Consider the following 20,734-nt stretch of genomic DNA (forward strand, 5'->3'; position numbering starts at 1 on the left):
CAGGGGAAGTCCGAGAGGGGAATCAGCGCGTGACCGTCAACATGACCAAGGGTCAGGCCATCAGTCTGCAGAAGAACGACGGCGGCAGCCTGACCGCGGTCCGTATGGGTCTCGGCTGGCAGGCGGCCCCCCGCCGCGGCCTGTTCGGCTCGCGTACCCGGGAGATCGACCTGGACGCCTCCGCCGTCCTGTTCGCCGAGAAGCAGCCGGTCGACGTCGTCTTCTTCCGCCACCTGGTGAGCGACGACGGCTCCGTGCGCCACACCGGCGACAACCTCGTCGGTGGCGTCGGCCAGGGCGGCGACGACGAGGCCATCCTCGTCGACCTGTCCCGTGTCCCGGTCCACATCGACCAGATCGTCTTCACCGTGAACTCCTTCACGGGCCAGACCTTCCAGGAGGTGCAGAACGCGTTCTGCCGGCTCGTCGACGAGACCAACGGCCAGGAACTGGCCCGCTACACGCTGGCCGGCGGCGGCGCCTACACGGCCCAGCTCATGGCGAAGGTGCACCGCTCGGGCACGGGCTGGACGATGACGGCCCTCGGCAACCCGGCCAACGGCCGTACCTTCCAGGACCTGATGCCGTCGATCCTGCCGGTGCTCTGACCGGTACCGCACGCGACCAGCGCACCGCACGCGACACAGGGGGACGAGGGCAATGACGGCTGAGCTGGTGCGGGGACAGAATCACCCGCTCTCCCGGTCCCGTCTCGAGATCCGGGTCTCGGCCGGTACGTCGATCGTGACCGCGGCCGTGCTCGGCGACGAGAACGGCCGGATCCACGGGGTGGAGTGGGTGGCCCACCCGGGCGCGCCCACCCGGCCCGGCCTGGAGGTGTCGCGGCAAGCCGCGGCCGACCACCGGCTCGCGGTGGACCTGGACGCGCTGGCGGACGCGGTCCACCGCGTCAGCGTGCTGCTCGCCCTGCCCGCCGCGGCCGACGGCCCGGGACCCGCCCGCTTCGGCGCCGTCGCCGCCCCCTTCGTCGCGGTCACCGGTCTGGACGGCACCGAAGTGGCCAGCTACACCGTCACCGGCCTGGACGCCGAGTCGGCCGTCGTCGCCCTGGAGCTCTACCGGCGCCAGGGCGCCTGGAAGGTCCGGGCGGTCGGCCAGGGCTACGCCGGAGGCCTGACCGAACTCTTCACCGACCAGGGCCTGCCCCAGGCACGGCAGCTCGCGGGCGACATCGACGAAGCGGTCGCGCAGGGCCTCGCCCGCTCCGTGCAGGCACCCCCGTCCCGTCCGTCCGACGGCGACCGTCACCGGCAGACGGCCGCCCCGGCCCGCCACCCCGACCAGGGCGTCGGCACCGCACCACAGGGCGCCCCCGGTCCCGTGCCGCCCGCGTACGGCGGTCAGTCGGCCGGCCCGCCGGGACAGGGCGGACCGCAGCCGGCGTACCCCGGGGGAGCCGCCGACCCGTCCGCGGCGACCACCGGTGGCCCGATCGACTACAGCCACCCCCGTCGGCGGAACGCCGCTCCGCCGCCCCCGCCGGCCGCGCCCCCGGCCCGGCCGGGACAGCCCGCCCAGCCCGTCGCCGGCGACGCGACCGGCTGGTCCATGGACGAGCGCCTCCACAACCAGGTCTGGGGCATGTTCGAGGACCTGGCCCGCACCACCGCCGCCTACCGCAGCGCCGTCGACTTCGCCGAGTCACGCATGGACAAGGAGCTGGAACAGGCCCTGTCCGACCCGCGCAGCCGGATCGGGAGCCAGGGCGACGCCGCGCGCGAGGCGGCCAGGGCACGGCAGGCCCAGCTCGTCGACCAGGCGAGGGAGGCCTTCGACCGGGACCTCGCCCAGCTCGTCGCCGAGGCCGACGTCGTCGAGCCCGCCCTCCCGCCTGCCTACGCGCGCTGGGACAACCCCGTCTGGCACGCCTACCGGGTGCCGATGGAGATCCCCATGGCGCTGCGCCTGGGCGACCTCCGGCTGCCCGAGGCCGACCGCCTCCGCATCCCGATGCTGCTCCGGCTGCCGCTGGAACGCGGTCTGTGGATCGACAGCGGACGGGCCGACGCGCCGGCCGAGTCGTTCACCGACGCCCACGACATGCGACGCCTCGCCATGGAGACGGCCGTGTCCCACGCGGCCCGGCTGCTCGCCGTCCATCCGGCGGGCGAGTTCACCGTGCACGTCATCGACCCGGCCGGCTCGGCCGGGCAGCCGCTGGCACCGCTGACGCGGACGGGTGTGCTGGCGGCCCCGCCGGCCCAGGGCGCCGCGGGCGTCGCGGAGGTCCTGAGCCGGCTCACCCAGCGGGTCGACCTGGTGCAGATGGCACTGCGCGGCGGAGCGGCCGACTCGCTGCCCCCCGACTTCGACACCTCCCAGCAACTGCTGGTCGTCAACGACTTCCCGCACGGCTTCGACGACCGTGCCGTGAACCAGCTGCGGTACCTCGCCGACGAGGGCCCGTCCGTCGGCGTCCACCTGATGATGGTCGCCGACCGCGAGGAGTCCGCCGGCTACGGCCCGCTGCTCGATCCGCTGTGGCGTGCGCTGCTGCGGCTGACACCGGTCGCCGACAGCCACCTGGCCGACCCCTGGGTCGGGCACGCCTGGACGTACGAGCCCTCGCTGGTGCCGCCCGGCAGCCAGATCCTCCAGCAGGTGCTCACCCGGGTCGCCGAGGCCCGCCGCGCCTGGCGGCCCTGACCGCGCCTCGGTCCGCCCGGGCGGGCGTGTCCCGCCCCTTGGAACGAGTGCCCATCGCACCACGTCTCATCTGGCGCTTTGGTCTTTCTTTTACCCACCTCTTTACCAATCCTTGGTCATGGGGGTAAAGTTTTCCGCACGGAGGGGAGTACTCCCTGTCTGTGCGGCGACCCCGTCAATACGGATCAGGCCTGATCCCGGGGCGTCGGCCCGAGGTGCTGTCCGGCACTGCTTTCGAATGCCGGAACCCGGGTGGAAGAGACCTCCGGCAGCGACGACGCTGACTTTTGCCGTGAGACGTATCTGCCGGAGGCGTAGTGGATGTTTCCCTGACCCTGTGGGTCCTGACCATCGTGGGCCTTGCCGCCCTCATCTCGGTCGACTTCTTCATCGGCCGCAAGCCGCACGACGTATCGATCAAGGAAGCCGGGATCTGGACCATCGTCTGGATCGTCCTGGCCGTGCTCTTCGGGCTCGGCCTGCTGGTCTTCGGCGGCGGCCAGCCCGCCGGTGAGTTCTTCGCCGGCTTCATCACCGAGAAGTCGCTGAGCGTCGACAACCTCTTCGTCTTCGTCCTGATCATGACGAAATTCGCGGTGCCCTCGCAGTACCAGCAAAGGGTGCTCCTCGTCGGTGTGCTCATAGCCCTGGTGCTGCGGGCCGGCTTCATCGCCGCGGGCGCCGCGATCATCGCCAACTTCTCGTGGATCTTCTACATCTTCGGCGCCTTCCTCATCTGGACCGCGTGGAAGCTCATCAAGGAGGCCCGCGCTCCCGAAGAGGAGGAGGAGTTCGAGGAGAACAAGCTCCTCAAGGCCGCCGAGCGCCGGTTCGGCGTGGCCGACCGGTACCACGGCACCAAGCTGTGGATCGAGCAGAACGGCAAGCGGGTCATGACCCCGATGCTGGTCGTGATGCTCGCCATCGGCACCACCGACGTGCTCTTCGCACTCGACTCGATCCCCGCGATCTTCGGCCTGACCCAGGACCCGTACATCGTGTTCACCGCGAACGCGTTCGCCCTGATGGGCCTCAGGCAGCTGTACTTCCTCCTCGGCGGCCTGCTGAGCAAGCTGGTCCACCTGGCCTACGGCCTGTCGATCATCCTCGGCTTCATCGGCGTGAAGCTGGTGCTGCACGCGCTGCACGAGTCCGGGGTGCACGTTCCCGTGATCAGCATCCCGGTGTCGCTGGGCGTGATCTGCTCCGTCCTGATCGTCACCACGATCACCAGCCTGCGGGCCTCCAGGAAGCAGGCCCAGGCCGAGGACTCCGCCGGCAAGAACAGCATCGACGTCTGACCCAGTCCGTAACCGGACAGGAAATTTCCGGGAGCGGGGCGCGGCCCACAGCCGAGCACCGCTCCCGGTGTCTGCCTGTCTCCCGCCGGATCACGACAGAAGACCTCAGCGGAAGGAACCGCGGCCACACTCGCTGCCGCCCGTCACTGACCATTCCTCCAGCAGTAGAGGAGATCATGCGCGACAACGATCACCCCAGAACGACAAGGAACGTGGAAGCGATGGGGCTCGCCGGACACCGGCGAGGCCGGCCGTACCGCCCGAGACCCGCCGGCAGCACGGACGTCGAAGCGGCCGGTGCGGCAAGCGGGCCGTCAGAGCTCGGAGAGACCGGAATGCGACGCTCGTTCACCTCCGAGAGCCTTGCTTCATGAACAGGTGGGTCAAAGGGCTGACGGACCGGTGGACGACCGTGGTGCCGGTGCTCGCCGGAGTGCTCCTGTTGTTCACCTGGGGACGCGAACTGCCCGGAGCGGTCGTCGCCGTGGCGGTCGTCGTGCTGGCGGCAGCGGTGCTGGCCGCCGTGCACCATGCGGAAGTGGTGGCCCACCGGGTCGGTGAACCCTTCGGTTCACTGGTCCTCGCGGTCGCCGTCACGATCATCGAGGTCGCGCTGATCGTCACCTTGATGATCGACGGGGGGCCCGAGACCGCGTCCCTGGCCAGGGACACCGTCTTCGCAGCCGTGATGATCACCTGTAACGGCATCCTCGGCCTGAGTCTTCTGGTCGGCTCACTGCGCCACGGCACGGCCGTCTTCAACCCGGAAGGCGCCAGCGCGGCGCTCGCCACGGTGGCGACGCTGGCGGGGCTCACCCTCGTGCTGCCGACATTCACCACCAGCAAGCCCGGGCCGGAATTCTCCGCGGTGCAACTCACCTTCGCCGCGGTCACCTCACTGATCCTCTACGGCTTGTTCGTCGCCACCCAGACCGTTCGACATCGTGACTACTTCCTGCCCGTACAGAAGCTGGGCAAGCAGGGCATGCCGGTCACGAAGGTCGAGGACGAGGACGAGCACGCCGTCGCGCCCTCCAACCGCACCGCGCTGATCAGCCTCGGCCTGCTCGGCCTGGCCCTGGTCGGGGTGGTCGGCCTTGCCAAAGGAGTCTCGCCCGCCATCGAGTCCGGCGTATCGGCTGCCGGGCTGCCCCACGCCGTCGTCGGTGTGATCATCGCGCTGCTGGTCCTGCTTCCCGAGACCATCGCAGCCGTGCGGGCCGCGCGGCGCAATCGCGTGCAGACCAGCGTCAATCTCGCACTCGGTTCGGCGATGGCCAGTATCGGACTGAGCATCCCCGCGGTCGCGATCGCGTCCTTCTGGCTCTCCGGTCCGCTCGTTCTGGGCCTCGGCAACACCCACATGGTGCTGCTCGCCCTGACCGTGATGGTCGGCGTCCTGACCGTACGCCCCGGCCGGGCCACACCGCTCCAGGGCGGGGTGCACCTGGTGATCCTCGCCGCCTATCTCGAACTGGCGCTCAACCCGTAACACCGATCCAACCCGTGACACCGATCGCAGAACCGCCTCCGGGCGGGTGTGCGCCCGCGGCACCCGCGCGGGCGCACCCCCACCCGGAGGCGGTTCCGTCGGCACCCCGGGGGCCCGCCATGCGCCCGGGGCACCGTGATAGACCGGTCCGAGCAGCGTTCCGGCGACGACCGGCCGTTGCGACCGGCTTCACGCCGGTTCATGAATACTGCATGCCCGTTTCATCGCGAACCTTCCGAACGGACCGGAGGAACTGTGCCCCGCAACCTGGCCGACGCCCCGATCATGATTCTCAACGGCCCCAATCTGAACCTGCTCGGGCAGCGTCAGCCGGAGATCTACGGCTCCGAGACGCTCACCGACGTCGAGGCGCTGTGCGCCGAGGCGGCGGGCAGGCACGGGGGCACGGTGGATCTGCGGCAGTCCAACCACGAGGGCCAGTTGGTGGACTGGATCCACGAGGCGCGGCTGAACCACTGCGGCATCGTGATCAACCCCGGTGCCTACTCGCACACCTCCGTCGCGATCCTCGACGCGCTCAACACCTGTGACGGTCTGCCCGTGGTGGAGGTCCACATCTCCAACATCCACCGGCGCGAGTCCTTCCGGCACCACTCCTACGTCTCGCTGCGGGCCGACGGGGTCATCGCGGGGTGCGGGGTGCAGGGCTATGCGTTCGCCGTGGAGCGCATCGCGGCGCTGGCCGGCCCGGGCAGGGCGCAGGCGTAAGAACTCCGGACGAAATGGGCGCCCGGAGGGCGTTCCTCACCCGCGCCGGCCCCGCAATCCGTACCCGGCCGTCCGCCGCGTCGCCCGGGGCGCTCACCAGCCCCGGGCGCGCCACTCCGGCAGATGCGGACGTTCCGCGCCCAGCGTGGTGTCGTCGCCGTGTCCGGGGTAGACCCAGGTCTCGTCCGGGAGCACGTCGAAGATCTTGGTCTCCACATCGTGGATCAGGCTGGCGAACGCCTTCGGGTCCTTGTGGGTGTTGCCCACCCCGCCCGGGAACAGGCAGTCCCCCGTGAACACATGGGGATGCCCGTGTGGATCGTCGTAGACGAGGGCGATCGAGCCGGGCGTGTGGCCGACGAGATGGCGCGCGGTGAGCTCCACCCGCCCCACCCGGATCGTGTCGCCGTCGTCGATCAGGACGTCCGTCGGCACCGGGATGCCCTCGGCGTCGTCCCGGCCCGCGTGGGTGCGCGCGCCGGTGGCCGCCACGACCTGGGCGAGCGCCTGCCAGTGGTCGCCGTGCCGGTGGGTGGTGACGACGGACGCGATGCCGTCGTCACCGATCGAGCCCAGCAGGGTGTCCGCGTCGTTGGCCGCGTCGATCAGCAACTGCTCGTCGGTGGCCCGGCAACGCAGCAGATAGGCGTTGTTGTCCATGGGCCCGACCGCGACCTTGGTGATCATCAGGTCCTTGAGTTCGTGCACGTCGGCCGGCCCGCCGACCGTCACCTGCCCGCTGTAGGTCATGGCGGCCAGCCTATATCGGAGGAAGGGCGGGCAGCGGGCCGTTCTTCACCGTCAGTCCGGAGCCGTCGCGGCGTCCGGCGAGCCAGCCGAGCAGGTCGGCGGCCGGACCCTCGACCTCGACCTCGACCGGGCCGTCCGGCGCCCCGCCGCCGGTGGTCCAGGTCCGGCCGTCACTCGTGGTCAGCAGCGTCGTGGGCACGTCCTGGTGGCCCTTGAACCGTGCCACCAGGAAACGGATCTCCCGTTCGGTGAACTCCGCCGAAAGATCCTCCAACTCGTAGCCGATGCCGAGGTCCACGTGGTGCAGTTCCACCTCGATCAGGCGCCGGAACGGCACCCGGGCCGCCCGGTCCGTGACCCCGTTGCGCAGTGCCACGGTGCGCGACCAGTCCGCAGGCGCCGCGCCCGTCTTTTGGAAGCGGGCTCCGGTCTCCCGCAGGTCCGCGAGGTGGACGTCGAGGGGGCGCGGGGCGTCCCGCTCGATGTCGGCCTCCCGGACTTCGGCGGAGGGGTACATCGGACGCCCCTCCAGGACGTTCACGAGGGCGTCCGCGTTGCGGGCCAGGTGGGCCAGCACATGTCCACGCGTCCAGCCGGGAAGCCGTGACGACTGGGTCACAGCGGCGTTGTCCAGTGCGCCGACCGCGTCGAGCAGCCGCTCGGTCGCGTCATGTACAGATGCCAGGTCATGAGCGTGATCGGTCATGGGGTCGACCCTAGTCCCGCCACACCTTCGGGTGAAGGTGGCGAGGAAGGGCCGTAAATCGAATGCACGTGCTATAGGGTCGTTTCCGGCGTCGGGCATGCTGGAGAGCCGGGGATTGTTGTCAACCCGTGAATCCGACCGGCGTTGTCAGTGGCTCGCCCTAGTGTGAGAAAGCACGGGGGTCCCGCCCCTGTCACTTCTCTCAAGAAAGGTGCGGACCGGCGTGGCCGACCGTCTCATCGTCCGTGGAGCACGCGAGCACAACCTCAAGAACGTCTCGCTCGACCTCCCCCGTGACTCGCTCATCGTCTTCACGGGCCTGTCGGGGTCGGGCAAGTCCTCGCTGGCCTTCGACACGATCTTCGCCGAGGGCCAGCGGCGCTATGTGGAGTCGCTCTCCTCGTACGCCCGGCAGTTCCTCGGCCAGATGGACAAGCCGGACGTCGACTTCATCGAGGGCCTGTCCCCGGCGGTCTCCATCGACCAGAAGTCGACCTCGCGCAACCCGCGCTCCACGGTCGGCACCATCACCGAGGTCTACGACTACCTGCGGCTGCTCTTCGCGCGCATCGGCAAACCGCACTGCCCCGAGTGCGCCCGGCCCATCTCGCGCCAGTCGCCGCAGGCCATCGTCGACCGGGTGCTGGAGCTGCCGGAGGGCAGCCGCTTCCAGGTGCTCTCCCCGCTGGTGCGCGAGCGCAAGGGCGAGTTCGTCGACCTCTTCGCCGACCTCCAGACCAAGGGCTACTCCCGCGCGCGGGTGGACGGCGAGACCGTCCAGCTCTCCCACCCGCCCACGCTGAAGAAGCAGGAGAAGCACACCATCGAGGTGGTCGTCGACCGCCTCACGGTGAAGGGCAGCGCCAAGCGCCGTCTCACCGACTCCGTCGAGACCGCGCTCGGTCTGTCCGGCGGCATGGTCGTGCTCGACTTCGTCGACCTCCCGGAGGACGACCCCGAGCGCGAGCGCATGTTCTCCGAGCACCTGTACTGCCCGTACGACGACCTGTCCTTCGAGGAGCTGGAGCCCCGCTCCTTCTCCTTCAACTCGCCCTTCGGCGCCTGCCCCGAGTGCACCGGTATCGGCACGCGCATGGAGGTCGACCCGGAGCTGATCGTCCCCGACGAGGAGAAGAGCCTCGACGAGGGCGCCATCCACCCCTGGTCGCACGGCCACACCAAGGACTACTTCGCCCGTCTGATCGGCGCCCTGGCCGAGGCGCTGGGCTTCCGTACGGACATCCCCTTCGCCGGTCTGCCGCAGCGCGCTAAGAAGGCCCTGCTCAACGGCCACAAGACACAGGTCGAGGTCCGCTACCGCAACCGGTACGGGAGGGAGCGCCGGTACACGACGGCCTTCGAGGGCGCCGTCCCCTTCGTCAAGCGCCGGCACAGTGAGGCCGAGAGCGACTCCAGCCGTGAGCGCTTCGAGGGCTACATGCGCGAGGTGGCCTGTCCCTCCTGCGCGGGCACCCGCCTCAAGCCCATCGTTCTCGCCGTCACCGTCATGGAGAAGTCGATCGCCGAGGTCTCGGCCATGTCGATCAGCGAGTGCGCGAACTTCCTCGGCGCCCTCAAGCTCACCGCCCGCGACAAGAAGATCGCCGAGCGCGTGCTGAAGGAGGTCAACGAGCGGCTGCGCTTCCTGGTCGACGTCGGCCTCGACTACCTCTCGCTGAACCGCGCCGCGGGCACGCTCTCCGGTGGCGAGGCCCAGCGCATCCGCCTGGCCACCCAGATCGGCTCCGGCCTGGTCGGTGTGCTGTACGTCCTCGACGAGCCGTCCATCGGCCTGCACCAGCGCGACAACCACCGACTGATCGAGACCCTGGTCAGGCTGCGCGACATGGGCAACACGCTCATCGTCGTCGAGCACGACGAGGACACCATCAAGGTCGCCGACTGGATCGTCGACATCGGTCCGGGCGCCGGTGAGCACGGCGGCAAGGTCGTGCACAGCGGCGCACTGAAGGAGCTGCTGGACAACGCGGAGTCGCAGACCGGCCAGTACCTGTCCGGCAAGAAGGCCATCCCGCTGCCGGACGTCCGCCGCCCGCACGACCCGGCACGCCGGCTCACGGTGCACGGCGCCCGCGAGAACAACCTGCAGGACATCGACGTGTCCTTCCCCCTGGGGGTGTTCACCGCGGTCACCGGAGTCTCCGGCTCCGGCAAGTCCACCCTGGTCAACGACATCCTGTACACCCATCTGGCCCGCGAACTGAACGGCGCCCGCAGCGTCCCCGGCCGGCACACGCGGGTGGACGGCGACGACCTCGTCGACAAGGTCGTGCATGTCGACCAGTCGCCCATCGGGCGCACCCCGCGTTCCAACCCGGCGACGTACACCGGCGTCTTCGACCACGTCCGCAAGCTGTTCGCCGAGACGACCGAGGCCAAGGTCCGCGGCTACCTGCCCGGCCGCTTCTCCTTCAACGTCAAGGGCGGACGCTGCGAGAACTGCGCGGGCGACGGCACGATCAAGATCGAGATGAACTTCCTCCCGGACGTGTACGTCCCGTGCGAGGTCTGCCACGGCGCCCGCTACAACCGGGAGACCCTGGAGGTCCACTACAAGGGCAAGTCCGTCGCCGACGTCCTGAACATGCCGATCGAAGAGGCCATGCACTTCTTCGAGGCCGTCCCGGCGATCTCCCGCCACATGAAGACGCTCCACGACGTCGGACTCGGCTACGTCCGGCTCGGCCAGGCGGCGACCACCCTGTCCGGCGGTGAGGCGCAGCGGGTGAAGCTCGCGAGCGAACTGCAGAAGCGCTCCACCGGCCGCACGGTCTACGTCCTGGACGAGCCGACCACGGGCCTGCACTTCGAGGACATCAGCAAGCTGCTGGCGGTCCTCTCCGGCCTGGTCGACAAGGGCAACACGGTCATCGTCATCGAGCACAACCTCGACGTGATCAAGACCGCCGACTGGGTCGTCGACATGGGCCCCGAGGGCGGCGCCGGCGGCGGCCTGGTCGTCGCGGAGGGCACCCCCGAGCAGGTCGCGGCCGTCTCGACCAGCCACACCGGCAAGTTCCTCCGCGACGTCCTGGGAGCGGAGCGGATCAGCGACGCCGCCTCGGTGCCCGCCCCCCGCAAGACGGCGGCGAAGAGCGCGGCGAAGAAGACGGCCGCCGCCAAGGCCACCACCCGGAAGACCGCGGTGACCGCCCAAACCGGCGCCAAGGGAACGTCCCGGGCGGCCAAGGCCTGACTCCGCGGGACGTTCCCGCGCGGTGCCCCGCGGGAACGTCCCGCGGGGCACCGCGCGAAGACTCGGCCCGACGGCTCGGCCTGACGCTCGGACGGTGTGCTCAGCCCGCCAGTTCGTGGGCGTACGGGGGTTCCGCGCCCGCGCGTGAGCAGGTGATCGCCGCCGCGCGAGCCGCGAAACCGAGCACGTCCCCCCATCCGTCCGCGCCCAGAGCGGACGTCCCCCGCTCACTGAGCGCGTCCCGGGTCGCCAGGCCGTGCAGCAGTGCCGCGTTGACCGTGTCGCCCGCGCCGATCGTGTCCACCACCTCGACCGGCTCACCCGGCACGGAGTACTCGCCGCCGTCCCGGGTGAAGGCGGTCAGCCCGTCACCGCCCCGGGTGACCACGACCGCCGCCGGACCGGCCGCCAGCCACTCTTCGGGAGTACCGCCGAGCCACCGGGCGTCCTCCTCCGACAGCTTCAGCAGCGACACCGACGGCAGCCACCTCCTGAACCGGGCCCGGTAGGCGTCGGCGTCCGGAACCAGCCCCGGCCGGATGTTGGGATCCAGCGTCGTGAACACGCCGCGCGCGTGAGCGGCGCGCATCAGCTCCTCGTACGCGCTCGCCCCCGGCTCCAGCACGAGCGAGCAGGTGCCGAAGGACACCGCGCGGGTACCGGGCGGCAACGCCCGGGGCGCCGTGAACAGCCGGTCCGCGGTCCCCTCCACGTAGAACGAGTAGACCGCCGAGCCGTCCGCGCCGACCGCGGCGACGGCGAGTGTCGTCGGTTCGTCGCCCCGCTGCACCGCCGAGACCGCCACGCCGGTCCCGCGCAGCCGGTCCAGCAGCGCCTCGCCGAAGGCGTCGCGGGACACCCGGGAGCAGAACGCGGCGGGGGAGCCGAGACGGCCCAGCGCCACCGCCGTGTTGAAGGGGCCGCCGCCGAGCGCCGGGGTCAGTGCCGCGAGCGCGCCCGCGCCCCGCGGTACCAGGTCGATCAGTGCCTCACCGGCTACGACGATCACGAGGGGTTCCCTTTCTCGGGCTGCTGGTTCTCGGGCTGCTGGGTCTTCTGCTCGGGCCGCCGTGTCCGTGGCGGCTGCGAGGGCCGTGCGTGCTGCTCCGGCCGGTCCGGGCAGCCGCAGGAGGTGCGGTGCACGAAGGCGCAGGGGAGTCGTACCGTCCGCGCGGGTCGGTCCGGCGCGGCGAGACGGTCCAGGAGCACCTGGACGGCCCGGGCGCCGATCTCCCTGCTGGGCTGGGCGATCGCGGTGAGCCGGGGCGAGAACAGGTCCGCCCAGGCGAAGTCGTCGAAGCAGCACAGCGCGATGTCCTCGGGCACCGAGAGACCGTGGGCGCGCAGGGCGCGCAGCGTGCCGATCGTCATGGCGTTGTTGGCGGTGACCAGTGCGGTCGGGGGAGCACCGAGGGACAGCAGGGCACCGGTGGCCCGTTCGGCGCCGGCCGACTCGGAGTCGCCGTGCACCAGGAGCCGTTCGTCGAACGGCAGCCCCGCGCCCGCGAGACCGCGCCGGTACCCGGTGATCCGCTCGGACGTGGTGCTGAACCCCGGCAGCCCCGCCACCAGGGCGATCCGGCGGTGACCGAGCCCGGCCAGGTGTGTGACCAGGCGGGCCACGGGCTCCGCGCTCTCGGCGCCGACCTGGTCGAAGCGCGGACCGCCGTCCCCCGGGTCCTCGACCACCCGGTCGAGGAACACGGCCGGCACCCGATGACGCCCGAGGTAGGCGAGGAGCTCGCGCGGATGCGCGGAAGGCGCGACGACCATGCCCTCCACCCGGCGCTCGTGCAGCAGCTGGACGACCTTGCGCTCGTGCTCCGGGTCGTCGTGCGGGTCGGCGATGAGCAGGCTGTAGCCGTGCTCCAGGGCAGCCGCCTCGACACCCTGGAGGATCTCGGTGAAGTACGGGTTGCTGATCGCCGAGACCGCGAGCCCGATCGAGCGGGTGCGGGAGGTGACCAGCGAGCGGGCCAGGGTGTTCGGGGTGTAGCCGAGTTCCTCCACGGCGTCCAGGACCGCCTGGCGCGTGTGCGGGAGCACCGGCCGGGTGCCGTTCAGGACGTGCGAGACGGTCGCGACCGAGACACCGGCGCTCCGCGCCACGTCCGTCATGGTCGCCATCGCCCGCCCCTTTCCGTTCCGGGTACCGGCCGCCGTCCGTCCCCGCGGCGCCGTGACGAGGAAGGTATCCCATCCAACGGCGGACGTAAACGTTTGCGCAAGCGTTTACGTCCAGCGGTGGGAGCCCGCCGGCCCGGCGGCTCACTCGCTCCCCGCCCGGAAACCGGAACGACCGCCCCCGGTATGGTCGGCCTCGTACAACCGTCCGACCAGTGGAGTTCCCATGCCCGGCCGACCCGCCGCGAGCCGTCGTACCGTTCTCAGAGGCGTGGCCCTCACTTCAGTCGCCGGGCTCGGCCTCACCGCCTGCGGGGCCCCCGAGGAGAGGCCCGCGCCGCCGACCGAGCCCGTCGAGCTCGGCGCGGAGAGCGAGATCGCTCCGGGGAGCACCAAGCTGTTCCGGGACCACAACATCGTCGTCAGCCGGGGCGCGGACGACTCCTTCACGGCCTACAGCACCGTCTGCACGCACGCGAGTTGCGCCATCGGCAAGCTGGAGGGGACGAAGCTGATCTGCCCCTGCCACGGCAGCGAGTTCGACGCCACCACCGGCAAGGTGCTGCGCGAGCCCGCGGTGGCGCCGCTGACACCGCTCTCCGTGGAAGTGCGGAACGGCACGATCGTCGCCGGCCCGCAGACCTGACCGAGCCGCCCGGCCCCGGCCCCGCCCGGCCTCAGTCCCAGTCCCAGCCGATCCCCACGTACCCCGACCGCAGCCGCGGTTCCACCAGGTGCACCGAACGGTGCAGGCCGCTCACCGCCAGTTCCTGGTGACCGCCGCGCGGGGCCGCCGCGGAGTGCTGGGTGAACCGGTGGCAGCGCGCGGGCAGTGCCCCGGCGTCGAAGCACACCTGGAGCGCGTACTGGCCGCCGGGGGAGTCCGTCCCGTGCACGTACTCGCGTGAGACGCCGGCCGTGCCGTCCTCGACGGCGTAGCGGAAGAGGAACGTGTCACCGGCCCGCAGCCGGGTGTCGAAGAGCAGCTCGGCCGCGAGCACGCCGGTGTCCTGCTGCAGGCGGATCCGGCCGGTGCGGCAGTTCTCCAGGGCGTGCACGGTCATCCGGGCCGGCGCGGAACCGGGATCGCCGTGGTGGACGGCCACGAAGCGGTCGATGCCGTCCCGGTGGGCGCGCACGATGTGGTGCGACTCGCGCTCCGCGAGCTCGCGGCGTGCCCCGATCAGGACCCGCTCGTGGTGCGCCAGAGTGTGCAGTCCGTTGTCCCGCGTGACGCCGAGCTCGGCCAGCAGCCCCGCCAGGACGCCCGATGCCTCCACCAGCGAGCGGTAGGAGCGGCCCGCCGGGCCGCGGTCCGGCGCCTGATCGCCGGAATCCGCGAGCAGGCGGATCAGCGACTCCTCCGGCAACTGCAGAATCTCCTCCAGGGCCCGTACGGCGCGCAGCGATTCGGGGCGCTGCGGGCGGCGGGCGCCCTGCTGCCAGTAACTGAGGCTGGTGACGCCCACCTTCACGCCGTGGCGCGACAGATGGTGCTGCACACGTTGCAGCGGCAGTCCGCGGGCGGCTATCGCGGCCCGCAGGGCGACATGGAAGGGCCCACCACGCAGGACCGAGTCCAGTTCCGCGGTGGTGGTGTCCGTGTGCGGTGTGGCATGCGGCATGCAGGGGCCTTTCTCTGAATGTCCACAACGGCTGGTCAGACCGTTCGCTCGGGGCACCCCGGGTCCGCCCCCGTCGGCGCGGCGGGACGTTCACATCCGTACGCCGTCGTTCAGGGCCCCGAGTTCCCCCGCATTGAAGCGTGTTGACCAATTCCCGACAACACCTGATGCCGGACGGAGGCGCACCCGCACGGTGTGCACGCGCGGAGCACACAGCTCAGGGGCCGTACCGGACCCGAAGGTCGGTACGGCCCCTGAGCTGCGGCTCTGCCGCGACTGAGCGCCCTAGGAGCGGCCGGTTCGTCCGTGGTCGTCCGCACGGCGCGCACGCAGGCGCTTGGCGCGCACGATGGCGGGATCGCGCGGGTCGAAGGGGTTCAGGGAGCCGAAGGGGTCGAGGAACGGGGCCGTCTCGTCCGCGTACCGGCGCGCGCGGGCCGGCAGCCGTCGTTTCCCGACCTGTGTCCGTCGCGTCTGTCGCATTCGCCCAGCCTCCGACTCGTGACCGCGTCCGCTTCCCGTCCTGCGGCCTGTCAACAGGCCGGACCTCCCACCTTCCCGCTTCCCGGCGGCCGTAACCTTCCGGAGCGACGCCCGCCCGGCGGTTCCGCGACCCCGCCGCGGTGTCGGTCTTCGCCAGTAGGGTGTGAGACATGGCCGACCCCTCCAGCTACCGCCCCAAACCGGGTGAGATCCCCGACTCGCCGGGGGTCTACCGGTTCCGCGACGAGCACCGCCGGGTGATCTACGTCGGAAAGGCGAAGAGCCTGCGCCAGCGCCTGGCGAACTACTTCCAGGACCTCGCCGGGCTCCACCCGCGCACCCGCACCATGGTCACCACGGCCGCCTCCGTGGAGTGGACGGTGGTGTCCACGGAGGTCGAGGCGCTCCAGCTGGAGTACTCCTGGATCAAGGAGTACGACCCCCGGTTCAACGTCAAGTACCGCGACGACAAGAGCTACCCGTACCTCGCGGTGACGATGAACGAGGAGTTCCCGCGCGTGCAGGTGATGCGGGGTCACAAGAAGAAGGGCGTCCGGTACTTCGGTCCGTACGGGCACGCGTGGGCGATCCGCGACACCGTGGACCTGCTGCTGCGGGTCTTCCCGGTGCGCACCTGCTCGGCCGGTGTGTTCAAGAACGCCGCCCGCACCGGCCGCCCCTGCCTGCTCGGCTACATCGGCAAGTGCTCGGCGCCCTGCGTGGACCGGGTCTCCGCCGAGGAGCACCGCGAGCTCGCCGAGGAGTTCTGCGACTTCATGGCCGGCCGCACCGGCGCCTATCTGCGCCGCCTGGAGCAGCGGATGACCGAGGCGGCCGAGGACATGGAGTACGAGCGGGCCGCCCGGCTGCGTGACGACATCGGCGCCCTGAAGAAGGCCATGGAGAAGAGCGCCGTCGTACTCGCCGACGCGACCGACGCCGACCTGATCGCGGTCGCCGAGGACGAGCTGGAGGCGGCCGTCCAGATCTTCCACGTCCGCGGCGGACGCGTGCGCGGCCAGCGCGGCTGGGTCACCGACAAGGTGGAGGAGATCACCACCAGCGCCCTCGTGGAGCACGCCCTGCAGCAGCTGTACGGGGAGGAGACCGGCGACGCCGTCCCGAAGGAGGTCCTGGTCCCCGCGCTGCCCGACCCGGTGGAGCCGGTCCAGGAGTGGCTCACCGGGCGGCGCGGGTCGGGCGTCTCCCTGCGGGTCCCGCAGCGCGGGGACAAGCGGGCCCTGATGGAGACCGTGCAGCGCAACGCCCAGCAGGCTCTCGCCCTGCACAAGACCAGGCGCGCCTCCGACCTCACCACGCGCTCGCGCGCGCTGGAGGAGATCGCCGACGCGCTCGACCTGGACGGTGCCCCGCTGCGGATCGAGTGCTACGACATCTCGCACCTCCAGGGCGACGACGTCGTGGCCTCCATGGTCGTCTTCGAGGACGGGCTGGCCCGCAAGAGCGAGTACCGCCGCTTCCAGATCAAGAGCTTCGCCGGACAGGACGACGTCCGCTCCATGCACGAGGTGATCACCCGCCGCTTCCGGCGCTACCTCGCCGACAAGGAGAGGACCGGCGAGTGGACCGGCGGCACCGAGGCGACTGCCGGTGTGACCGCCGGCACCGGGACAGCCACCGGCGTGACCGACGGAGCGGACGGCACCCCCGCCGGCAGCCCCGGTGAACCGCCCGCGAGCACGCTCACCGAGGACGACGGCCGCCCCAGACGCTTCGCCTACCCGCCCCAGCTCGTGGTCGTCGACGGCGGCGCTCCCCAGGTGGCGGCGGCCCGCAGGGCCCTGGACGAGCTCGGCATCGACGACATTGCCGTGTGCGGCCTCGCCAAGCGGCTGGAGGAGGTGTGGCTGCCGGACGACGACGACCCGGTGGTGCTGCCCCGCACCAGTGAGGGCCTCTACCTGCTCCAGCGCGTCCGTGACGAGGCCCACCGCTTCGCCATCGGCTATCAGCGGGTCAAGCGGGCCAAACGCTTCCGGTCCGGTCCGCTGGACGAGGTGCCGGGCCTCGGCGACACCCGCAAGCAGGCGCTGATCAAGCACTTCGGGTCGGTGAAGAAGCTTCGCTCGGCGACGATCGAGCAGATCTGTGAAGTGCCGGGCATAGGTCGCAAGACGGCCGAGGTGATCGCCGTGGCCCTCGCCGGGGCGGCCCCGGCCGCCCCCGCCGTGAACACGGCGACGGGCGAGATCATGGATGACGTGGAAGAACCCGGGAAGACACCGGGTTCCCCCGGGGAGCCCGTGTCCGCGGGCGCCCCGGACGACCGACGGGGGCTGGAGAGATGACCGAGCACGAGACACACCGGAACGCAGGCCGTGAGACATCCCATGGCACACCCCATGACGCCGCACAGGACGCGGGCCGGGGCACACACGACGAGACGCGTCAGGACGACGGAGCACAGGTGAGTACGGGCAAGGAAAAGGCCGGGGGCGCCGAGACGGCGATCCCCGAGCTGGTGATCATCTCCGGCATGTCCGGGGCCGGCCGTTCCACGGCCGCGAAGTGTCTGGAGGACCTGGGCTGGTTCGTCGTCGACAACCTCCCGCCCGCGCTGATCCCCACCATGGTGGAGCTCGGCGCCCGCTCCCAGGGCAATGTGGCCCGGATCGCGGTCGTCGTCGACGTCCGCGGCCGGCGCTTCTTCGACAACCTCCGCGAGTCGCTCGCCGACCTCGACACCCGGGGCGTCACCCGGCGGATCGTGTTCCTGGAGTCCTCCGAGGAAGCCCTGGTGCGCCGCTTCGAGTCGGTGCGCCGCCCGCACCCCCTCCAGGGCGACGGCCGCATCGTCGACGGCATCGCCGCCGAGCGGGAACTGCTGCGCGAACTGCGCGGCGACGCCGACCTGGTGATCGACACCTCCAGCCTCAACGTGCACGAGCTGCGCGCCAAGATGGACGCCCAGTTCGCCGGTGACGAGGAGCCCGAGCTGCGGGCCACCGTGATGTCCTTCGGCTTCAAGTACGGCCTCCCGGTCGACGCCGACCTGGTGGTGGACATGCGGTTCCTGCCCAACCCGCACTGGGTCCCCGAGCTGCGACCCTTCACCGGCCGGCACGAGGAGGTGGCCGCGTACGTCTTCAACCAGCCCGGCGCCAAGGAGTTCCTCGACCGGTACGCCGAGCTGCTGCGGCTGATCGCCGCGGGCTACCGCCGTGAGGGCAAGCGCTATGTGACCATCGCCGTCGGCTGCACCGGTGGCAAGCACCGTTCGGTCGCCATGTCGGAGAAGCTCGCCGCCCGCCTCGCCGCGGAGGGCGTGGAGACGGTGGTCGTCCACCGGGACATGGGCCGGGAATGACCGTGCGTACTCCGCGGCTGAACCGGCTGCGCCGGGCGCAGCCCGAAGGGCGCGTCGGCCGACCGGTCGAGGCCCGTGGGGCCAAGCCGCGACGCCGTGGCGCCCAGCCCAAGGTGGTGGCCCTCGGCGGCGGCATGGGGCTGTCCGCCTCGCTCGCCGCGCTGCGCCGGATCACCGGCGACCTCACCGCCGTCGTCACCGTGGCCGACGACGGCGGCTCCAGCGGGCGGCTGCGCGACGAACTGGGCGTGCTGCCGCCCGGCGATCTGCGCAAGGCGCTGGCCGCGCTGTGCGGCGACGACGACTGGGGCCAGACCTGGGCCCGGGTCATCCAGCACCGCTTCCAGTCCAAGGGCGACCTGCACGAGCACGCGGTCGGCAACCTGCTGATCGTCGCCCTGTGGGAGCAGCTCGGCGACCACGTCCAGGCCCTGGACCTGGTCGGCCGACTGCTCGGCGCGCACGGGCGGGTGCTGCCCATGTCCGCCGTGCCGCTGGAGCTCCAGGCGCTGGTCAAGGGGCACGACCCCGAGCGTCCGGACGCCGTGGAGACCGTCCGGGGCCAGGCGACCGTCGCCCTCACCCCCGGCGAGGTGCAGTCCGTGCACCTCGTGCCGAACGACCCGCCCGCCGTCCCCGAGGCGGTCGCGGCGGTCCTCGACGCCGACTGGGTGGTGCTCGGCCCCGGTTCCTGGTTCTCCTCGGTCATCCCGCACCTCCTGGTGCCCGAACTGCTGGAGGCGCTCGTCGAGACGAAGGCGCGCCGGGTGCTCTCCCTGAACCTCGCCCCGCAGCCCGGAGAAACCGAGGGCTTCTCCCCGCAGCGTCATTTGGAGGTTTTGGGGCGACACGCCCCTAAACTCGCCCTGGACGTGGTGCTGGCCGACGAGGCCGCCGTACCCGACCGCGATGTGCTGACCGAGGCCGCGAAGGGGTTCGGCGGCGCCGCGGTCGAACTGGCGCCGGTGGCCCGGCCCGACGGAAGCCCCAGGCACGACCCGGAGCTGCTGGCCGCCGCGTACGACCGTATTTTTCGGATGCATGGAAGGATCGGCCCATGGCGATGACGGCAGCGGTGAAGGACGAGGTCTCCCGGCTCCCCGTCACCCGGACCTGCTGCAGGAAGGCGGAGGTCTCCGCCATGCTGCGGTTCGCCGGCGGCCTTCACCTGGTGAGCGGGCGCATCGTGATCGAGGCGGAGCTGGACACGGCGATGGCCGCCCGCCGCCTCAAGCGGGACGTCCTGGAGATCTTCGGCCACAGATCCGAACTGATCGTGATGGCACCGGGCGGGCTGCGCCGCGGCTCGCGCTATGTTGTCCGGGTGGTCGCGGGCGGCGACCAGCTGGCCCGCCAGACCGGCCTGGTGGACGGCCGGGGCCGCCCGATCCGCGGCCTGCCTCCGCAGGTGGTCTCGGGGGCCACCTGCGACGCCGAGGCGGCCTGGCGCGGGGCCTTCCTGGCGCACGGCTCCCTCACCGAGCCGGGCCGCTCCTCCTCCCTGGAGGTGACCTGCCCCGGCCCCGAGGCGGCGCTCGCCCTGGTCGGTGCCGCCCGCCGGCTGTCGATCGGCGCCAAGGCCCGCGAGGTGCGCGGCGTGGACCGGGTCGTCGTCCGTGACGGCGACGCGATCGGTGCCCTGCTCACCCGGCTCGGCGCCCACGACTCGGTGCTGGCCTGGGAGGAGCGCCGGATGCGCCGCGAGGTGCGCGCCACGGCGAACCGGCTGGCCAACTTCGACGACGCCAACCTGCGCCGCTCGGCCCGCGCGGCCGTCGCCGCCGGTGCCCGGGTGCAGCGTGCCCTGGAGATCCTCGCCGACGACGTCCCGGAGCACCTCGCCGCGGCCGGCCGGCTGCGCATGGAGCACAAGCAGGCCTCCCTGGAGGAACTGGGCGCGCTCGCCGACCCGCCGCTGACCAAGGACGCCGTCGCCGGGCGGATCCGCCGGCTGCTCGCCATGGCCGACAAGCGCGCCGCCGACCTCGGCATCCCGGGCACGGAGGCCAACATCGGCGAGGAACTCGCCGACAACCTCGTCGGCTGACCCCTGACCCCTGACCTCTGACCCACCCGCCGCCGGCCGGCCGTGCACACGGCCGGCCGGCGGTCGTCAAGGGGGCCCGGAGGTTTCCGGTCGAGCCGGAAGGGGCCGCAGGACCCCGACGGGGGGCCCGCAAGGTGCGTCGGACTGGGCGGTCCATGCCTTACTGACGGGTAAAGGGCGTCGTGCCGGGTATGCGTCGACTCAATGTCACGGCCGGAGCCCCGGAGAGGTAGGGTCGGGGGTGGTCGGGGACATCCCATACAGC

17 protein-coding genes are annotated in these 20,734 nt (G+C 71.4%); 11 read left to right on the forward strand and 6 right to left on the reverse strand.

Translation table 11 applies throughout. The features are described from left to right. Nucleotides 1-29: 29 nt before the first annotated feature. From JL475_RS17805 to aroQ, 5 genes are all read left to right on the forward strand, one after another. Nucleotides 30-608, forward strand: a complete 579-nt coding sequence (locus JL475_RS17805; protein WP_202278704.1) for a TerD family protein — start codon at nt 30-32, stop codon at nt 606-608. Between the two features lie 52 nt (nt 609-660). Beyond that, a complete protein-coding gene (locus tag JL475_RS17810) occupies nt 661-2,667 on the forward strand; it encodes a TerD family protein (RefSeq protein WP_202278705.1) in 2,007 nt (668 codons plus the stop codon). A 317-nt stretch (nt 2,668-2,984) separates the two neighbouring features. Continuing rightward, nucleotides 2,985-3,968 (forward strand): TerC/Alx family metal homeostasis membrane protein, encoded by a 984-nt coding sequence (locus tag JL475_RS17815; RefSeq protein WP_202278706.1) that lies wholly within the window; start codon nt 2,985-2,987, stop codon nt 3,966-3,968. Between the two features lie 370 nt (nt 3,969-4,338). Beyond that, a complete protein-coding gene (locus JL475_RS17820; protein WP_202278707.1) occupies nt 4,339-5,460 on the forward strand; it encodes a calcium:proton antiporter in 1,122 nt (373 codons plus the stop codon). A gap of 255 nt (nt 5,461-5,715) precedes the next feature. Beyond that, nucleotides 5,716-6,189, forward strand: a complete 474-nt coding sequence (aroQ, locus tag JL475_RS17825; protein WP_202278708.1) for a type II 3-dehydroquinate dehydratase — start codon at nt 5,716-5,718, stop codon at nt 6,187-6,189. Nucleotides 6,190-6,282: 93 nt separating this feature from the next. On the opposite strand, the gene JL475_RS17830 is transcribed toward aroQ, so the two are convergent. Together JL475_RS17830 and JL475_RS17835 are read right to left on the reverse strand one after the other, a co-directional pair. Continuing rightward, nucleotides 6,283-6,939: an MBL fold metallo-hydrolase gene (locus tag JL475_RS17830; protein WP_202278709.1), complete on the reverse strand. Its 657-nt coding sequence runs from the start codon at nt 6,937-6,939 to the stop codon at nt 6,283-6,285. A gap of 10 nt (nt 6,940-6,949) precedes the next feature. Continuing rightward, complete coding sequence (locus tag JL475_RS17835) at nt 6,950-7,645, reverse strand: maleylpyruvate isomerase family mycothiol-dependent enzyme (protein WP_202278710.1); 696 nt, start codon at nt 7,643-7,645, stop codon at nt 6,950-6,952. 223 nt (nt 7,646-7,868) lie between these two features. Between JL475_RS17835 and uvrA the strand changes: the two genes are divergently transcribed. Beyond that, the gene (uvrA, locus tag JL475_RS17840; protein WP_202278711.1) at nt 7,869-10,862 is read left to right on the forward strand and encodes an excinuclease ABC subunit UvrA; all 2,994 of its coding nucleotides are present in this window, start codon (nt 7,869-7,871) and stop codon (nt 10,860-10,862) included. Between the two features lie 100 nt (nt 10,863-10,962). Here uvrA and JL475_RS17845 read toward each other — a convergent pair whose 3' ends face one another. Together JL475_RS17845 and JL475_RS17850 are read right to left on the reverse strand one after the other, a co-directional pair. After that, nucleotides 10,963-11,871: a carbohydrate kinase gene (locus JL475_RS17845; RefSeq protein WP_202278712.1), complete on the reverse strand. Its 909-nt coding sequence runs from the start codon at nt 11,869-11,871 to the stop codon at nt 10,963-10,965. Next, the gene (locus tag JL475_RS17850) at nt 11,868-12,989 is read right to left on the reverse strand and encodes a LacI family DNA-binding transcriptional regulator (protein WP_202278713.1); all 1,122 of its coding nucleotides are present in this window, start codon (nt 12,987-12,989) and stop codon (nt 11,868-11,870) included. The genes JL475_RS17845 and JL475_RS17850 overlap by 4 nt, the downstream gene beginning before the upstream one ends. Nucleotides 12,990-13,212: 223 nt before the next feature. Between JL475_RS17850 and JL475_RS17855 the strand changes: the two genes are divergently transcribed. Next, nucleotides 13,213-13,632 carry a Rieske (2Fe-2S) protein gene (locus JL475_RS17855; RefSeq protein ID WP_202278714.1) on the forward strand — a complete coding sequence of 140 codons (420 nt, stop codon included), beginning with the start codon at nt 13,213-13,215 and terminating at the stop codon, nt 13,630-13,632. Nucleotides 13,633-13,663: 31 nt separating this feature from the next. On the opposite strand, the gene JL475_RS17860 is transcribed toward JL475_RS17855, so the two are convergent. Next, nucleotides 13,664-14,611 (reverse strand): hypothetical protein, encoded by a 948-nt coding sequence (locus JL475_RS17860; protein ID WP_202278715.1) that lies wholly within the window; start codon nt 14,609-14,611, stop codon nt 13,664-13,666. A 285-nt stretch (nt 14,612-14,896) separates the two neighbouring features. Next, nucleotides 14,897-15,094 carry a hypothetical protein gene (locus JL475_RS17865; protein WP_202278716.1) on the reverse strand — a complete coding sequence of 66 codons (198 nt, stop codon included), beginning with the start codon at nt 15,092-15,094 and terminating at the stop codon, nt 14,897-14,899. 170 nt (nt 15,095-15,264) lie between these two features. Between JL475_RS17865 and uvrC the strand changes: the two genes are divergently transcribed. The 4 genes from uvrC to whiA are packed head-to-tail and all read left to right on the forward strand — an operon-like array spanning nt 15,265 to nt 20,469. Further along, nucleotides 15,265-17,403: an excinuclease ABC subunit UvrC gene (gene uvrC / locus JL475_RS17870; protein WP_202278717.1), complete on the forward strand. Its 2,139-nt coding sequence runs from the start codon at nt 15,265-15,267 to the stop codon at nt 17,401-17,403. After that, complete coding sequence (gene rapZ / locus JL475_RS17875; RefSeq protein ID WP_237407440.1) at nt 17,400-18,422, forward strand: RNase adapter RapZ; 1,023 nt, start codon at nt 17,400-17,402, stop codon at nt 18,420-18,422. Before uvrC ends, rapZ begins: the two co-directional genes overlap by 4 nt. Then, complete coding sequence (gene yvcK / locus JL475_RS17880) at nt 18,419-19,489, forward strand: uridine diphosphate-N-acetylglucosamine-binding protein YvcK (protein ID WP_202278718.1); 1,071 nt, start codon at nt 18,419-18,421, stop codon at nt 19,487-19,489. The genes rapZ and yvcK overlap by 4 nt, the downstream gene beginning before the upstream one ends. Beyond that, nucleotides 19,480-20,469, forward strand: a complete 990-nt coding sequence (whiA, locus tag JL475_RS17885; protein WP_202278719.1) for a DNA-binding protein WhiA — start codon at nt 19,480-19,482, stop codon at nt 20,467-20,469. The genes yvcK and whiA overlap by 10 nt, the downstream gene beginning before the upstream one ends. Nucleotides 20,470-20,734 lie beyond the last annotated feature (265 nt).

Origin of the sequence: Streptomyces sp. M2CJ-2 (genome assembly GCF_016757295.1) — a bacterium.
GTDB lineage: Bacteria > Actinomycetota > Actinomycetes > Streptomycetales > Streptomycetaceae > Streptomyces.

Bases quoted from the DNA above. Each gene is read 5' to 3' on its own strand.
- JL475_RS17810 (WP_202278705.1), top strand. From the start codon at position 661: ATGACGGCTGAGCTGGTGCGGGGACAGAATCACCCGCTCTCCCGGTCC.
- JL475_RS17830 (WP_202278709.1), bottom strand. From the start codon at position 6,939: ATGACCTACAGCGGGCAGGTGACGGTCGGCGGGCCGGCCGACGTGCAC.
- uvrC (WP_202278717.1), top strand. From the start codon at position 15,265: ATGGCCGACCCCTCCAGCTACCGCCCCAAACCGGGTGAGATCCCCGAC.
- JL475_RS17855 (WP_202278714.1), top strand. From the start codon at position 13,213: ATGCCCGGCCGACCCGCCGCGAGCCGTCGTACCGTTCTCAGAGGCGTG.
- yvcK (WP_202278718.1), top strand. From the start codon at position 18,419: ATGACCGTGCGTACTCCGCGGCTGAACCGGCTGCGCCGGGCGCAGCCC.
- JL475_RS17860 (WP_202278715.1), bottom strand. From the start codon at position 14,611: ATGCCGCATGCCACACCGCACACGGACACCACCACCGCGGAACTGGAC.
- whiA (WP_202278719.1), top strand. From the start codon at position 19,480: ATGGCGATGACGGCAGCGGTGAAGGACGAGGTCTCCCGGCTCCCCGTC.
- JL475_RS17850 (WP_202278713.1), bottom strand. From the start codon at position 12,989: ATGGCGACCATGACGGACGTGGCGCGGAGCGCCGGTGTCTCGGTCGCG.
- rapZ (WP_237407440.1), top strand. From the start codon at position 17,400: ATGACCGAGCACGAGACACACCGGAACGCAGGCCGTGAGACATCCCAT.
- JL475_RS17835 (WP_202278710.1), bottom strand. From the start codon at position 7,645: ATGACCGATCACGCTCATGACCTGGCATCTGTACATGACGCGACCGAG.
- JL475_RS17820 (WP_202278707.1), top strand. From the start codon at position 4,339: ATGAACAGGTGGGTCAAAGGGCTGACGGACCGGTGGACGACCGTGGTG.
- JL475_RS17865 (WP_202278716.1), bottom strand. From the start codon at position 15,094: ATGCGACAGACGCGACGGACACAGGTCGGGAAACGACGGCTGCCGGCC.